The following is a 14,682-nucleotide window of genomic DNA, read 5'->3' as shown; positions in this document are numbered from 1 at the left end:
GGTGATTGGCTGGCGCACATGCCTTCAGACCGTCGGGATCAGGCCGTACGAGCGGCAGTGGAGCAGGGACTTCTCAGCGAGGCACAGCCGGTCGCCGCACTCCTCGACGTGGCCGGCATCCGCGCCTCGGCCGCCGCGCTGCGGGCCGCCTTCGCCGCCGTCACCGACGCCCCCGTACTGCACGCCTTCGCCGTGAAGGCGGCGCCGCTGGTCCCCGTGCTCGCACTGCTGCACGCCGAAGGCATCGGCGCGGAGGTCGCGAGCCCGGGTGAGCTGGCGCTGGCCCGCGCCGCCGGCGTGGGGAGCGACCACACGGTCCTCGACTCCCCCGCCAAGACGCCCACCGAACTGCGCGAGGCCCTCACACTCGGTATCGCCGTCAACGCCGACAACTGGCAGGAGCTCGCGCGCATCGACGCCCTCGTCCAGGGCACCGCCATCCGGTCCCCGCTCGGCCTGCGCGTCAATCCGCAGGTCGGCGGCGGTGCCATCGGAGCCCTGTCGACGGCCACCGCGACCTCCAAATTCGGTGTCGCGCTGCGCGACGAAGGCGCCCGCGGCCGGGTCGTACGCGCGTATCTCGACCGTCCGTGGCTGACCAGGCTGCATGCCCACTCCGGCTCGCAGGGCATGCCGCTGACCCTGATGGCGCAGGGCATCGAGGCCGTGTACGAACTGGCCGAGGAGATCAACGCCGCGGCCGGGCGGCAGCAGATCGACACCGTCGACATCGGCGGGGGTCTGCCGGTCAACTTCGCCTCCGACGAACAGTCGCCCACCTTCGCCGAGTACGCCCGGCTGCTGAAGGAGCAGGTCCCCGGGCTGCTCGACGGCCGCTACGGCCTCGTCACCGAGTTCGGCCGGTCCCTCCTCGCCAAGCACGGCACGGTCCTCGCCCGCGTCGAGTACGCCAAGACCGCCGGGTCCCGCCCCATCGCGGTCACCCACGCGGGCGTCCAGATCGCGACCCGTACCGTGTACGACCCCTCCTCGTGGCCACTGCGCATCGTCGCGTACGACGCCGGGGGACGCCCGAAGGCGGGGGCGGCCGTCGTGCAGGACATCGCGGGGCCCGCCTGCTTCGCGGGCGACCTGCTCGCCGAGGCGCGCCCGCTGCCGCTGCTGGAGCAGGGTGATGTGATCGCGGCGCTGGACACCGGCGCGTACTACTTCTCGAACCACTACGGCTACAACAGCCTGCCCCGGCCCGGCGTCCACGGATTTGTCACCGCAGCGGACGGGCCGGTGCGGTTCACCACCGTCCGGGGCCCGCAGAGCCCGGAGGAGATCGTCGCCGAGTCGGGCGGCGCGTACGCGGACGCGCTGACCGCCCCCTGAACCTCCCGAGCGCCTGCCGCTCACGCCGCATCCTGCCGCGCGCCATGGGCACGGTGCTCTCCGGGCGTACGCCCATTGCCGGGATCATCTTCGGATCGGTCCTGGCGATCGGCCCCGGGAACTGAGCCGACCGCCCGCGTACGGGCATGCCACAGGGCCCGCTCCCGGTACTCAGGAGCAGGCGGTGGTCCGCGGACCTTATCGGGGCAGCGGCATGTTCCGATGGAAAATGCCCCAACTCCCCCCAGCAGTGGCCACGTTGCGTAACCTCTCCGTCACTGCCGCACATCAGTGCGCGGCGCGCCGTGGCGGAGAGGGGAATCCGCGTGCCCGGAATCGACGAGTGCCTGCTCGAAGCCATGCTGGTGCCGGGCGCACGCGGAGCATCCATCGTGGACTGGATCAGCGGGCTCGCTCTCGGCGCGGTCGGCGAGTCGCCGGGCAGCGACCACGAGGCCACCGCCGCGGAGACGGCCGAACTGGCCCGGATGGCCACCGAGTACACGACGTTCGCGCCGGCGAAGCCCACGGCGTACGGGAGCGAGGGCGCGGACCGGGGCAACGCCGGCAGCAAGAACGAGGGGCCACCCGTCGAGGACCTCATCGTCACCACCCGCACCGGCTATCACGTCATGCGTTTCGTGGAGACCACCTTCGACAGCAGCGTGTTCCTCCATCTGTGGCTCGACCGGGACCTGGGCAATCTCGCACTGGCCCGGCTGCGCCTGCAGAACCTGGCCGAAAGGCTGGTGCTCGGATGAGAGCGGCCATATCCCCGATGCTCGTCAGGCTCGCGGACGAGCGGGCCACCGGCGTTCTCGTACGCGACCACGGCGCCCTTTATCTGGCCGACGGCCAGGTCGTGCACGCCGAGAGCCCCGACGCGCCCGGACTCGACGTCCTGCTGACGGCGAGCGGCCGGCTGGAGCCCGGCAGCTGGGCGGAGGCGGTGGCGCAGGCGGGGTCGCGCCGCGAGGTCGCCCGCTTCCTCGTCGACAGCGGCCAAGTGGCGGGCGGCGAGCTGGAGATCTGCCATCTCGGCGCACTGTTCGACGCGGCCTTCTTCGCCCTGGCGCCCGCCAGTGGTCCGAGCCGCTTCCGCTACGGCGTCGCCCACTGGATCGGCCGGGTGCGGCCGGTGCCCACACAGGTCGTCGAACGCGAGGCCCAGCGGCGCAGCCGGCTGCTGGACTCCGTATGGCCCTACCCCGCGGTCGACACCGCGCCGCTCGAGCGCTCCCCGCACACCGCGGGACGGGCGGTAGGCCCCCGCCGGCAGTCGTTGCTGGACCTCGCCGACGGCGTACGCACGCCGGCCGCGGTCGCCCGGAAACTGGGACGTCCCGCCTTCAACACCCTGCTCGAGGTACGGAGGCTGGCCGCCGAGGGGCTCATCGCGACGCCCGGCGAGTCCGTGCTGCCCGGCCGGTCCGTGGCCCGCGCCACGTCCACGGCGCCCGCCCCGTCCGCGGCGCCCGGCAAGCCCGCTGCCGTCCCCGAGACCGCCGAGCCCCCGTCCGTCCTGGACTCCGCCCTGCTCCGCCGGCTCCGCGACGCCCTGGAGGCAACCCTGTGACGCACCGCTCCGCCCACCAGGTCCCTTGCACACCGTCATGAGGCGCGCACTGAGGCTGCGCGCCGAGAGGAGACAGCTCATGACGGCCGAGGCCGACGTGCTCGCTGAACTGAAGAAACTGCGCGTGCGCGTGCCGCAGCTGACCGGCGTACTCGCCGCCAGCACGGACGGTCTCGTGCTGGCGGCGGACTCCACGGACGCGGAGAGCGTCGCCGCGCTGACCGCCGCCGCCCTCGGCGTCGCGCTGCGGCTGACCGAGGCCACCGGGCAGGGGGGCTTCCGCGAGCTACTGGTCCGGGGCGAACGGGGATACGTCGCGACCTACGCGGCGGGCTCCTCGGCCGTCCTCACCCTCCTGGCCGAGCCACGCATCAACGTGGGACGGCTCCACCTCGAGGCCCGCCGCTCCGGCGCCCGCATCGGCGAGCTGGTCGACGGCGCACTCGAACGACCGGAGAACACCTGACCCATGACCGACACACCATCACGAACACCCAGCAGACGGAAAGGAAGTGCGCATCTCATGGCCAACACCGAACGCGCCCTCAAGGAAGCCACCACTGTCATCGAGGGCGCCATCGGCGCCGCACTCGTCGACTACACCAGCGGAATGGCCCTCGGCACTGTCGGCGGCGGAAAGGACCTGGACCTGTCGGTCGCCGCGGCGGGCAACACCGATGTGGTGCGCGCCAAGGTGCGCACCATGGAGCAGCTCGGCCTCAAGGACGGTATCGAGGACATCCTGATCACCCTCAGCTCGCAGTACCACCTGATCCGGCTGCTCAAGGGCCGCGGGACCAACGGCCTCTTCCTCTACCTGGCACTCGACAAGGACCGCGCGAACCTTGCCATGGCCAGGCACCAGTTGAGGAAGATCGAGGCCGAGCTGGAGGTCTGACCGCTCCTGTGTCATCCACCGCCTGGACGGGCTCCTCATGAGGCCCGTCCCGGCGGTGGAGCAGCGGGGCTACGGTGCGCAGCCCGGCTGCTCCACGCAGTCCCGCTGCTCCACGAACAGGCCCGGCCGCTCCACGAACCGGCCCGGCTACTCCACGAACAGCCCCCGCGCCGCCGCTCTCGTGTCGAACTCCTCCAGGCGCGCCTGCGCGTCCGGCAGGTCGTCGCACATCGCCTCCAGCAGCACCCGGCCCAGCAGCATCGGCGCGCACGCCGTGTCGAAGGCCAGCCCCGTGCCGACCGCCGCGGGGATCAGCAGGTCGCTGTGGCCCGCCACCGGTGCGAACGCCGAGTCCGCGACCGTCACCACCTTCAGACCCGCCGAACGCGCGTACGCCAGCGCCTCCACGACCTCCTTCGGGTGGCGCGGCAGTGCGAAGCAGAGCAGCGCGCTCGCGCCGGCCCTGCGGGCCGCGTCGATGCGGTCGGCGAGCAGCGTGCCGCCCTCGTCGAGGAGGCGCACATCCGGATGCACCTTGGCCGCGAAGTACGCGAAGCCGCGGGCCTGCGAGGACGCGGCCCGCAGGCCGAGCACCGGGAGCGGGCGGGACGCGGCGAGCAGCCGGCCCGCGCGCTCGACCGGGGCCGGATCGGCGAGCAGTTCGGCCAGATGGGAGAGGTTCTCGATCTCGGCCTGCACCGCCTGCTGGTACTCGTTGTACCCGGCCTTCCCGCCCTCGCTCTCCGCGGGCGCGACCTCCCGCAGATACTTGCGCAGCGCCGGATAGCCGTCGAAGCCGAGCGCGACGGCGAATCGGGTGACGGACGGCTGGCTGACCCCCGCCAGTTCGGCGAGCTCCACGCTGGACAGGAAGGGCGCGTCGCCGGCCCGGCGCACCATGCTGTGTGCGATCCGCCGCTGGGTGGGAGTGAGCCGGTGCCCCTCGAAGAGCTGCTGCAGCCGTGCGGCAGGGCTGTCGCTCATGCCATCCCCCTCATCAGGTCCGTCATCTCCGTCGCCAGGTCCGTGAACCGGTCGAGCAGCGCGGCCGCCGCCGTCACATCATCGGTCAGCGGCCGGTCGGCGAGCTCGTCGTCCAGTGCGGCCTCGGCCAGCTCGAAGGCCCTGCCCACCGGAAGGTCCGGATCAGGCCGCAGCCCGCGCTGGCGCAACGCCCGTACCGCGGCAACGAGTTCGCAGCCGACGACGAGCCGGTACGCGCCGCCCGCCCGCAGAGTCTGGCGCGCCGCCAACGAGGCGAAACTGGCCTGTTCCTCGACGCCCCGGGACAGTACCGCGTGGCCGAGCGAGGCGGGTGCGGAAAAGGCCCGCAGATCGCCGAGGGCCGCGCCGGCGGCGTACTCGAGGATCATCACGCCGGAGCTCGCAGCCTCCGTGTCCGCGAGGAAGGGCCGCAGCCGGGTGAAGGCGGGCTCGTTCAGAGCGGATAGCCGGGAGGTGGACAGTCGCGCGGTCTGACTGATCGCGAGCCTGAAGTGGTCCAGGTCCAGGGCGAGTTGGGCCATGTAGAAGCCGCCGTGGTGATACGCGGCCATGTCGGCGGCGCAGATCAGCGGGTTCTCGGCGGCCGCGTTGATCTCGACGGCGAGGGTCCGCTCCAGCGCGTCCGCCGCGCCCTGCGCCGGCCCGTGGATCTGCGGCAGACAGCGGAATCCGTACGGATCCTGTATCCGTCCGAGCGGCGGCGTGGGCCGCCCGGGCGCGCCGAGCAGCCGCCGCATCCTGGCGGCGACGGCGTACGTGCCGGGGTGCGGCCGGGCCGCGTGCACGGGTTCGGCGTACGCCTCGTACGAGCCGTCGACCGCGAGCAGCGAGAGCGCGGCGACCAGCTCGGTGGCCGAGACGAGTGCGCGCAGCTCGTCCAGGGCGAGCGCGGCCTGCCCGAGGGTGAGGGCGTTGGAGCTGATCAGGGCCAGGGCGTCGTTGTTGTCGAGGACCTGCGCCTCGGGCGGCGGGCCGCCCTCCCAGGGATGCTCGCCGGCCAGCGCGAGGCCCATCTGGGCCAGGGCCGCGATATCGCCGGTGCCGACCGAGCCGAACTCGTTGACGACGGGATACGCGCCGCTCTGCAGCGCCTCGCAGAGCGCGGTGACGACGCCGGGCCGCAGCCCGGCACCGCCCGCGAGCAACTGGTTGGCCCGTACGGCGAGCATGGCGCGGACCTGTCGGGCCGGCAGCGGATCGCCGATCGCGCCGGCGTGCGAGCGCAGCAGCCGCAGCCCGTGATCGGCGGCGGCCCCGGTCGGCACATCCTCGTTCCGGTTGGCACCGACGCCGGTGGAGCGCCCGTAGACCCGGCCCGAAGCGGCGAGCTCCCGCGCCGCGTCCCAGGAGACCTCGACGCGCTTGATCGCCTCGGATCCGGGTACGGGACGGGCCGTGCCATCGGCCAGTCGGACGATGTCCGCGACCGGGAGGCTCTGTCCGTCGAGGACCACGATGTCGGTGGGCGTGTCCACGATGTGGGACGACATCACGCGTAATCCCCTCCTTTTCGGGCGGCTCATCTTGCTTCCCGAGCATCCGTCAGCAGTGATTTACCCCGGGGCATCGACAATCTATTCAGACACCGAGAACTCTGCATGACCATATGCAGGCCCGGCAAGGGACGACCCCTTCACCACCGACACCGACATCGCCGCCGAGGGCCGGGTGGTCCTCGCCGACCCGAAGAACCTCGTGCCCGGCCGGCACGTAGTCCCGCCGATCGCCGACCGCAAGGCCGACTCCACCGTCCGCAAGGCACTGGCCCGGCTCGGCGCCGTACTGACGACGGAGCAGCTGACGGAGCTCAACCGGCTGGTCGACAAGCACAAGAAGGACCCGGAGGACGTGGCGAACGACTGGGCGAAGCAGCACGGCCTCACCGGGAAGCAGCGCGCCCGTACCGGCTCCGACCCCACCCCGGCGCAGCGGCAGATCCTGACGGGGTGGGGCGACGACGGTCCGGCATCCCGTCCTGCCGCGGCGGCTCTTCTCCTTGTCCCCAGGCGGGCTCTTCTCCTTGCCCGCGCCGTGGGCCACGCCGCGTGCGCCGTGGCCCCAGCGGTACCCGCTGTCCATCCACCGGGTACCCCCAGGGAAAAACAGGGGTTAGCCCCACTGACGCGACCGCCCGCCGCACGTAGCGTGAACGACTATGGAAGCCCGCGACCCTGAGCTCAAGAAAGAGCTCGACGCCACCCTGCACGCCCGCCGCGAGCTGGGGGAGGAATACGAGTCCGCGCTCGTCGAATCGTTCCTGGAGAAGGTCGAGCAGCGACTCGACGGCACGGTGGACCGCCGCGTACGGCGTCAGCTCGCCGAGCAGCAGATGGTGGTCGCCCGTGGCGCCCGCCCGCCATCCGGGGAAGCGAATTTCGGGGAGCGCTTCGGCTTCGGCATCATCTCGATGATCCTGGCCATCCCGCTGTCGGCGATCGGCGTGGTGAACGCCGACTTCAAAGGGCTGGTGGTCACCTGGCTCGGCATCGTCGGCGTGAACGCGGTACACGCGGCCAAGGGCTGGCCGTGGATCCGCCGGCAGCAGCCTCAGAAGTCCGACTGGGAGGACTAGCACCCGTACGCCTGCCGGGCGGCACCGGCTGCTGGTGGTCCGCACCCCGGAACCGGGCTCGGCCACGGCGCCCCGGAGGCGAACCCATCTGGGGCGCGGGCCGAAAAGTCTTGGCGGGGACCGCCGCACCCCCGGCGAGCCGGAGGGCGGGACGACGGCGGTCCCCGCGTGGGACACGGTCCCGGGTCAGGGCCGGTCGCCGCGTCCAGGGCGTCTTGGGAGGTCCGGGAGCCGCTCCGGAGGTCCTAGACGCCGCTGTGGGTGCCGGCCGGGTTACCTGCCCGGTCCCCCTGCCGACATCCACCAATGTGCCTGACTCGTGTTAAGCGGGTGCTGCGCGAACGTGACGCGCTCGTACCTTTTTCGCGACCGGGAGGTCCGGGAGGTTGCCTCCCGGGAAGGCACAGCGGCAAACGTGTGCGGTTGTGCCGCTACTTGCCGCCCATCGCCAGGAACGCCAGCAGGTCCTGACGGCTCACCACACCCGTCGGCTTCCCCTCGACCAGCACGATCGCCGCGTCCGCCTCGCCGAGCACCTTCATCAGGTCGCCGACCGGCTCGCCCGAGCCGACCTGCGGCAGCGGCGAGGACATGTGCTTCTCCAGCGGGTCGGTCAGCGAGGCGCGCTGCGTGAACAGCGCGTCCAGCAGTTCCCGCTCGACGACCGAGCCGATGACCTCCGCGGCCATCACGTCCGGATGTCCCGCCCCCGGCTTGACGATCGGCATCTGCGAGACGCCGTACTCGCGCAGCACCTCGATCGCCTCGCCGACGGTCTCCTCCGGGTGCATGTGCACCAGGCTCGGGATCTTGCCGCCCTCCTTGTGCCTGAGCACCTCGGTGACGCTCGCGGACGGGCCCTCACCCTCCAGGAAGCCGTAGTCCGCCATCCACTCGTCGTTGAAGATCTTGCTGAGGTAGCCGCGACCGCTGTCCGGCAGCAGGACGACCACGATGTCGTCGGGGCCGAGCCGCTCGGCCACGCGCAGCGCCGCGACCACCGCCATGCCGCAGGAGCCGCCGACGAGCAGCCCCTCCTCCTTGGCGAGGCGGCGCGTCATCTGGAAGGAGTCCTTGTCGGAGACGGCTACGATCTCGTCGGTCACCGTCCGGTCGTACGCACTCGGCCAGAAGTCCTCGCCGACACCCTCGACGAGATACGGCCGGCCGGAGCCGCCGGAGTACACGGAGCCCTCCGGGTCCGCGCCGATGATCTGGACCGTCCCGTCGCTGACCTCCTTGAGGTAGCGGCCGGTCCCGGAAATCGTGCCGCCGGTGCCGACGCCCGCGACGAAGTGGGTGATCCGCCCGTCCGTCTGGTCCCAGAGCTCGGGACCGGTGCTCTCGTAGTGCGAACGGGGGTTGTTCGGGTTGGAGTACTGGTCGGGCTTCCAGGCGCCCGGAGTCTCCCGCACCAGCCGGTCCGAGACGTTGTAGTACGAGTCAGGGTGGTCCGGGTCGACGGCCGTGGGGCAGACGACGACCTCGGCACCGTACGCACGGAGCACATTGATCTTGTCCGTGGACACCTTGTCCGGGCAGACGAAGATGCACTTGTAGCCCTTCTGCTGGGCCACGATGGCAAGCCCGACACCGGTGTTTCCGCTGGTCGGCTCCACGATCGTGCCGCCGGGCTGCAGCGCGCCGCTCTGCTCGGCCGCCTCGATCATGCGCAGGGCGATCCGGTCCTTCACCGAGCCGCCGGGGTTGAAGTACTCGACCTTGGCCAGGACGGTCGCCTGGATGCCTGCGGTCACGCTGTTCAGCTTCAGCAGCGGGGTATTGCCGACAAGACTGATCATCGAGTGGTGGATGCGCACAATGTTTCTCCGGGATCTCCGTAGTGGTGCCGCCAGCGTAAGCGGACGAGCGCGGGATTGGGCGACGGTACCTACGGGGCAGTTAGCTGATGACTGCCGATGGCTGACGTTCGGCTACGAGGTGGCTACGAGGAGGTGGCTCGGACTGTGTCGAGGGCGAGGGTGGCACGACGCATCGCCGCTGGTGCGGCCTACGGCGGTGGCAGCATCGGGCTGCTCGGGGCGGCGGCCGTGGGGCTGGTGCTGGCCGAGGTACAGCTGGCGAAACGCTCGGTGGGCGGCGGCAAGGCCCCCGTCCCGCCGCGCGGCGACGGCATGTACGGACTGGACTTCGGGCGCTCGGATCCGCTGCTCCTGGTAGTACTCGGCGACTCGACGGCGGCCGGTCAGGGCGTGCGCCGGGCCGGCCAGACGCCGGGGGCGCTGCTCGCGTCGGGCCTGGCGGCGGTGGCGGAGCGGCCGGTGGAGGTACTCAATATCGCGCTTCCGGGTGCGATGTCGGACGATCTGGAGCGCCAGGTCACGCTGCTGCTGGCGGACCGGACCCGGACGCCCGACGTCTGCGTGATCATGATTGGCGCGAATGACGTCACGCACCGGATGCCACCCACGCAATCCGTCCGGTATCTGTCCTCCGCGGTGCGCAGGCTGCGTACGGCGGGCGCGGAGGTGGTGGTGGGCACCTGCCCCGATCTGGGCACGATCGAGCCGGTGTACCAGCCGCTGCGCTGGCTGGCCCGCCGGGTCTCGCGGCAGCTGGCCGCGGCGCAGACGATCGTGGTGGTGGAGCAGGGCGGCCGCACGGTGTCGCTGGGTGACCTGCTGGGCCCGGAATTCGCGGCGAACCCGCGCGAGATGTTCGGCGCCGACAACTACCACCCTTCGGCGGAGGGATACGCGACGGCGGCGATGGCGATGCTGCCGACGCTCTGTGCGGTGCTGGGCCTGTGGCCGGAGTCGGACCACCCGGAGGCGGACCGCAACGAAGGCATGCTGCCGGTTGCCAGGGCGGCTGCGACAGCGGCGGCGGAGGCGGGCACCGAGGTCACGGCCGCGAGGGCGCCGTGGGCACTGCTGAAGCACCGCAGGCGCAGGCGCCTCCCCGCGCCCTCACCCACGACGGAGCCGGCGGCATCGGAGGCACACCGGGCGTAACCGGACACCGGAACGTCCGGACTGAGCGGACGCTTAGAAAAGAGGTCCGCATCACACGGCTCGCACGGTGACCCAGGCGATACGTACGGGTAACTTCCCAGACAGTCCTGCGTACCCTCGCCCTCTGGAGTCCGTGATGCCCGAAGCCGTGATCGTCTCCGCTGCCCGCTCACCCATCGGTCGCGCCTTCAAGGGGTCCTTGAAGGAGGTACGGCCGGACGACCTGACCGCCGGGATCATCCAGGCCGCGCTCGCCAAGGTGCCCGAGCTCGACCCGCGCGACATCGACGACCTGATGCTCGGCTGCGGCGGTCCCGGCGGCGAGCAGGGTCACAACCTGGGTCGCATCGTGGCTGTGCAGATGGGCATGGACCACCTGCCGGGCTGCACCATCACCCGCTACTGTTCCTCGTCCCTGCAGACCTCCCGCATGGCGCTGCACGCCATCAAGGCCGGCGAGGGCGACGTCTTCATCTCGGCCGGTGTCGAGACGGTGTCCCGCACCGTCAAGGGCTCCTCCGACGGGATGCCGGGCACCCAGAACCCCCTCTTCGACGAGGCCCAGGCCCGTACCGCCGCCGTCGCCCAGAGCGAGGGCGCGGGCTGGCACGACCCGCGTGAGGACGGGCTGATGCCCGACGCGTACATCGCGATGGGCCAGACCGCCGAGAACCTGGCCCGCCTGAAGGGCGTGACCCGCCGGGAGATGGACGAGTTCGGCGTACGGTCGCAGAACCTCGCCGAGGAAGCCATCAAGAACGGCTTCTGGGAGCGCGAGATCACTCCGGTGACGACCCCGGACGGCACCGTCGTCTCCAAGGACGACGGCCCGCGCGCCGGAGTCACCCTGGAGGCCGTGGAGGGCCTCAAGCCCGTCTTCCGTCCCGACGGCCTGGTCACGGCCGGCAACTGCTGCCCGCTCAACGACGGCGCCGCGGCGCTCGTCATCATGAGCGACACCAAGGCACGGGAACTCGGTCTTACCCCGCTGGCGCGGATCGTCTCCACCGGCGTCTCCGGCCTCTCCCCCGAGATCATGGGCTACGGACCCGTCGAGGCCAGCAAGCAGGCCCTGTCCCGCGCCGGACTGTCCGTCGACGACGTCGATCTGTTCGAGATCAACGAGGCCTTCGCCGCCCAGGTGATCCCCTCCTACAGGGACCTCGGCATCCCGCTGGACAAGCTGAACATCAACGGTGGCGCCATCGCCGTCGGCCACCCCTTCGGCATGACGGGCGCGCGGATCACCGGCACGCTCATCAACAGCCTGCAGTTCCACGACAAGCAGTTCGGTCTGGAGACCATGTGTGTGGGCGGCGGCCAGGGCATGGCGATGGTCATCGAGCGCCTGAGCTGAGGCACTTCCCGGGCCCCTCGGAGCTCAAGTCGTGACTGAATCTCCCCCAGGATGTGACCTATCCCCTGGGGGAGACTCGTTTCCCCAGGTCAGAGTGGTTTTCCCGCTAAACACAGGGGCAAAAGTCCTGTCCAATTCGTGACGTAATGCACTGACAGGACGAGCGGGTTCACCGCAAGCTGATGTAGGAAGTCGGGGGGGATCGATGAAACCGGGAGTAAGTCAGTGAGCGCCATGCCTCTTGTCCTGCTGCTTACCACGGCCACCGCCACGGCCGTGGGGGCCGCCGCCCTGCACGCCGCACACCGTCTGCGCGGGCAGGTAACCGCTCTGCGCGCAGAGCTGGCCGCTACGCACGGCAGCAGCCGCCTCGCGGTCGTACCGCAGGCTCGCTCCACCCCCGCCGCCGAGATACGCGCCGCCGTCGCGGAGGCACTCGCCGAGGAGCGGGAGCGTGAGCTGGCCGAGGCCCGTGCCTTCTGGGCGGCGCAGGAGACCCGCGACGCGGCGGACGCCCCCTCGCTGCTCGGCGGCCTGTCCTCGCCCGGCGAGGAGCTCCCGTTCTACGTACCACGCCAGTCGGACTTCGTCGGCCTGGAGGCGATGGACTTCGAGGCGGCCGAGGCGTTCGACGACATGGCGGACCTGCCCGAGGTGACGGAGTTCGCCGAGGACTCCCCGGAGCTGGCCGCCGCCCGCCGCCGCCACCCCTCGCACCCCGACTTCGTGCCGGTCCAGACACCGGTGGTCACCGACCACGAGCGCACCGTGGCCCGCCTCGAGGAGCTCGCGGAGACGGGTACGGAGCTCACGGACGTACGTCCCGGCCCGCTCGGCACGCTCGACGTCTACGCCTTCGCCGACGGCACGACGCTCTGCCTGACCCCCGGCCACCGGGAGACGGCGGAAAGGCTCGCCGAGGCGGTGCGCGTGGGCGACGGCCCCGTGCTGCTGGGCGGCTCCGGTGTCTCCGGCGCGTACGCCCTGACCTTCGCCTGCGGCGAGGAGAGCGTGTACATCCTCGCGGACCGCGTGATCGCGTCCCTCTAGCCCGGTCCCCCGGCCGGGCTACAACCCTGCCCGGGCCGCCGCCGCCCGCACCAGACTCACGGCCTCGGCCACCTCCGCCAGGGAATCGGACGGGGCCGCTCGCAATGCCTCGGCCAAATCGTGCCCGGCCACAATCAGTTGATCCGCGACCGCGAACGGACCCACGTCGGGCATGATCCGCGGCGCCCCGTCCGGGGTTTCGATCCGCTGGGCCCGCAGCGCCAATTCCCTGGCCAGCGCCAGCCCTTCGGCGGCCGCACCACGCTGCAGACGGCTCTGCGGAGCCGCCCGCAACCGGTCGGCGAAGCGGTCCACGGCGGCCGTCAGCTCAGTCGTATCAAACACGCCGCGACCCTACGCGCCGCCACCGGACTGTTGCCAATACGCGAACGCTCAGGCACGGTGGCGGGAAGGAGCACACGCGCAACGCGTCCGGAGGCGCCGATGTCCCAAGTCTTCTCCGATGAGACCCATCGAAATCTGCTCTCCCGAATCCCCCACTGCACCGGTCGTGAGATCTCCGACTGGCTTCGCACCGTCGATGAAGGGCCATCGCTCTTCCGCTTCGAGGAGAAGGTCAGCTGGCTCCGGAGCGAGCACAACCTCGCCTACGGACATGCCAAAGCGATCATCCATGAGTACGACCTGAGGCGGGCAGCCCGCAAACTGCTCTAGTCCGCTCCAGGTGTGCCGAAACCGCCGAAGGGCCCACAGGCGGTTGCCTGCGGGCCCTTCGCACAAGTACAGCCGGCTGCGTCAGTCGTCGCCGTTGAGGATCGACAGCAGTCGCAGCATCTCCAGGTAGATCCACACCAGGGTCATGGTGAGGCCGAAGGCCGCCAGCCAGGACTCCTCGCGCGGAGCGCCGTATGTGACCCCGTCCTCGACCTGCTTGAAGTCGAGGGCCAGGAAGCACGCTCCGAGGAGGATGCCGATGACACCGAAGAGGATGCCGAGGCCCCCGCTGCGGAAGCCGAGGCCGTCACCGCCGCCGAACACGGCGAACAGCAGGTTCACGGCCATGAGCAGCAGGAAGCCGATGGCTGCCGCCATCACGAAGCCGTAGAAGCGGCGGTTGACCCGGATGAGCCGGGTCTTGTACGCGATGAGCACACCGACGAAGACACACATGGTGCCCATGACGGCCTGCACCACCGTGCCCGGGCCGATGTAGGTGCTGACGGCGCTGGAGATCACTCCGAGGAAGACACCCTCGAAGGCCGCGTAGGCCAGGATGAGCGCCGGCACCGGCTTGCGCTTGAACGCCTGGATGAGCGAAAGGACCATGGCCACCAGGGCCGCGCCGATCGCGATGCCGTACGACTTGCCGATATTGGCTGAGTCGACGGGCAGCAGGACCCAGGCGAGCACCGCGGTGAGGACGACCGTACCGAGCGTCATGGCAGTACGCGCCACGACGTCGTCGATGGTCATCGCATTGGGGCGGGCGGGAGCCTGTGGACCGGCTCCGTACTGCGTGTCCGCCGGTGCGTAAGGGTTGGTCGCGTAGGGGTTGCTTCCTACGGCGGGGCCCCCGGCCTGCGGCTGCTGCGCGTTGAACCCCGCGTAGCCGTTGTCGCGGCTGAACCCCCGTCGCGAGAAGACCGGGTTACTGCTCCTCATTTCACTCCTCCATGGCCACCCTGCGCGGCCTTGACGATAAGAGTAATGCGAAGGCAAAAGGAACACTCTAGTGCTCGGGGAGGATCTTTCCAGGATCGTGACCGGGACCGCATCCAGGACGGCGCCCCGTCGGGGCGGTCGGCGGCAGGTGGAACGGGCGATGAAGTGCCCGGAGCCGGACTTGAACCGGCACGCCCCCGAGGGGCAGCGAGGTTTAAGCTCGCCGTGTCTGCATTCCACCATCCGGGCATGGCGTGCGGTCCGCTTCAGCCCCTGAGCCTATCCGGG

General features: G+C 70.9%; 15 protein-coding genes, 1 tRNA gene and 1 pseudogene. 11 read left to right on the top strand and 6 right to left on the bottom strand.

Features of this window, described 5'->3' with window-relative positions; all coding sequences use genetic code 11:
- Positions 1–18: 18 nt before the first annotated feature.
- The 5 genes from ACWDZ6_RS18730 (at position 19) to ACWDZ6_RS18710 (ending at position 3,812) form a co-directional block, all read left to right on the top strand.
- Entirely contained in the window at positions 19–1,338 is a 1,320-nt protein-coding gene (locus tag ACWDZ6_RS18730; RefSeq protein WP_451503733.1) for a diaminopimelate decarboxylase, read from the top strand.
- 326 nt (positions 1,339–1,664) lie between these two features.
- The gene (locus ACWDZ6_RS18725) at positions 1,665–2,099 is read left to right on the top strand and encodes a hypothetical protein (protein WP_451503732.1); all 435 of its coding nucleotides are present in this window, start codon (positions 1,665–1,667) and stop codon (positions 2,097–2,099) included.
- Positions 2,096–2,914, top strand: coding sequence for a transcriptional regulator (locus ACWDZ6_RS18720; protein ID WP_451503731.1), 819 nt, complete (start codon positions 2,096–2,098; stop codon positions 2,912–2,914). The genes ACWDZ6_RS18725 and ACWDZ6_RS18720 overlap by 4 nt, the downstream gene beginning before the upstream one ends.
- Positions 2,915–2,951: 37 nt before the next feature.
- The gene (locus tag ACWDZ6_RS18715; RefSeq protein WP_326650348.1) at positions 2,952–3,380 is read left to right on the top strand and encodes a roadblock/LC7 domain-containing protein; all 429 of its coding nucleotides are present in this window, start codon (positions 2,952–2,954) and stop codon (positions 3,378–3,380) included.
- Positions 3,381–3,437: 57 nt separating this feature from the next.
- Positions 3,438–3,812 (top strand): hypothetical protein, encoded by a 375-nt coding sequence (locus ACWDZ6_RS18710; protein ID WP_326650350.1) that lies wholly within the window; start codon positions 3,438–3,440, stop codon positions 3,810–3,812.
- A gap of 147 nt (positions 3,813–3,959) precedes the next feature.
- Here the strand turns inward: ACWDZ6_RS18710 and ACWDZ6_RS18705 are convergent, their stop codons facing one another.
- Both ACWDZ6_RS18705 and ACWDZ6_RS18700 read right to left on the bottom strand, forming a co-directional pair.
- Positions 3,960–4,796 (bottom strand): MurR/RpiR family transcriptional regulator, encoded by an 837-nt coding sequence (locus ACWDZ6_RS18705; protein WP_366731863.1) that lies wholly within the window; start codon positions 4,794–4,796, stop codon positions 3,960–3,962.
- On the bottom strand, positions 4,793–6,307 hold the full coding sequence (locus ACWDZ6_RS18700; RefSeq protein WP_451503730.1) for an aromatic amino acid ammonia-lyase: 1,515 nt from the start codon (positions 6,305–6,307) through the stop codon (positions 4,793–4,795). The genes ACWDZ6_RS18705 and ACWDZ6_RS18700 overlap by 4 nt, the downstream gene beginning before the upstream one ends.
- A gap of 142 nt (positions 6,308–6,449) precedes the next feature.
- Here ACWDZ6_RS18700 and ACWDZ6_RS18695 point away from each other — a divergent pair.
- Both ACWDZ6_RS18695 and ACWDZ6_RS18690 read left to right on the top strand, forming a co-directional pair.
- A pseudogene (locus ACWDZ6_RS18695) lies at positions 6,450–6,698 on the top strand (glycine betaine ABC transporter substrate-binding protein); the annotation flags it as partial.
- A gap of 274 nt (positions 6,699–6,972) precedes the next feature.
- Positions 6,973–7,389 carry a hypothetical protein gene (locus ACWDZ6_RS18690; RefSeq protein WP_389182335.1) on the top strand — a complete coding sequence of 139 codons (417 nt, stop codon included), beginning with the start codon at positions 6,973–6,975 and terminating at the stop codon, positions 7,387–7,389.
- A 431-nt stretch (positions 7,390–7,820) separates the two neighbouring features.
- On the opposite strand, the gene ACWDZ6_RS18685 is transcribed toward ACWDZ6_RS18690, so the two are convergent.
- A complete protein-coding gene (locus ACWDZ6_RS18685; protein WP_366731860.1) occupies positions 7,821–9,209 on the bottom strand; it encodes a cystathionine beta-synthase in 1,389 nt (462 codons plus the stop codon).
- A gap of 162 nt (positions 9,210–9,371) precedes the next feature.
- On the opposite strand from ACWDZ6_RS18685, the gene ACWDZ6_RS18680 reads away from it, so the two are divergent.
- The 3 genes from ACWDZ6_RS18680 (at position 9,372) to ACWDZ6_RS18670 (ending at position 12,771) form a co-directional block, all read left to right on the top strand.
- Positions 9,372–10,364 carry an SGNH/GDSL hydrolase family protein gene (locus ACWDZ6_RS18680; RefSeq protein WP_389182338.1) on the top strand — a complete coding sequence of 331 codons (993 nt, stop codon included), beginning with the start codon at positions 9,372–9,374 and terminating at the stop codon, positions 10,362–10,364.
- A 136-nt stretch (positions 10,365–10,500) separates the two neighbouring features.
- Positions 10,501–11,721, top strand: a complete 1,221-nt coding sequence (locus ACWDZ6_RS18675; protein ID WP_366731858.1) for an acetyl-CoA C-acetyltransferase — start codon at positions 10,501–10,503, stop codon at positions 11,719–11,721.
- A gap of 234 nt (positions 11,722–11,955) precedes the next feature.
- Positions 11,956–12,771: a hypothetical protein gene (locus tag ACWDZ6_RS18670; protein WP_451503757.1), complete on the top strand. Its 816-nt coding sequence runs from the start codon at positions 11,956–11,958 to the stop codon at positions 12,769–12,771.
- Positions 12,772–12,789: 18 nt separating this feature from the next.
- On the opposite strand, the gene ACWDZ6_RS18665 is transcribed toward ACWDZ6_RS18670, so the two are convergent.
- Positions 12,790–13,116: a hypothetical protein gene (locus tag ACWDZ6_RS18665; RefSeq protein WP_451503729.1), complete on the bottom strand. Its 327-nt coding sequence runs from the start codon at positions 13,114–13,116 to the stop codon at positions 12,790–12,792.
- A 99-nt stretch (positions 13,117–13,215) separates the two neighbouring features.
- Between ACWDZ6_RS18665 and ACWDZ6_RS18660 the strand changes: the two genes are divergently transcribed.
- A complete protein-coding gene (locus tag ACWDZ6_RS18660) occupies positions 13,216–13,446 on the top strand; it encodes a DUF4287 domain-containing protein (RefSeq protein WP_326650358.1) in 231 nt (76 codons plus the stop codon).
- 81 nt (positions 13,447–13,527) lie between these two features.
- Here ACWDZ6_RS18660 and ACWDZ6_RS18655 read toward each other — a convergent pair whose 3' ends face one another.
- Both ACWDZ6_RS18655 and ACWDZ6_RS18650 read right to left on the bottom strand, forming a co-directional pair.
- Entirely contained in the window at positions 13,528–14,394 is an 867-nt protein-coding gene (locus tag ACWDZ6_RS18655) for a Bax inhibitor-1/YccA family protein (RefSeq protein WP_389182341.1), read from the bottom strand.
- Between the two features lie 166 nt (positions 14,395–14,560).
- Positions 14,561–14,643 (bottom strand) — tRNA-Leu (locus tag ACWDZ6_RS18650).
- Positions 14,644–14,682 lie beyond the last annotated feature (39 nt).

The sequence above is a fragment of the Streptomyces sp. NPDC002926 genome (assembly GCF_053591755.1).
The sequence above is the reverse complement of the archived record's forward strand: the minus strand, read 5'-3'. Positions and strand labels throughout refer to the sequence as shown.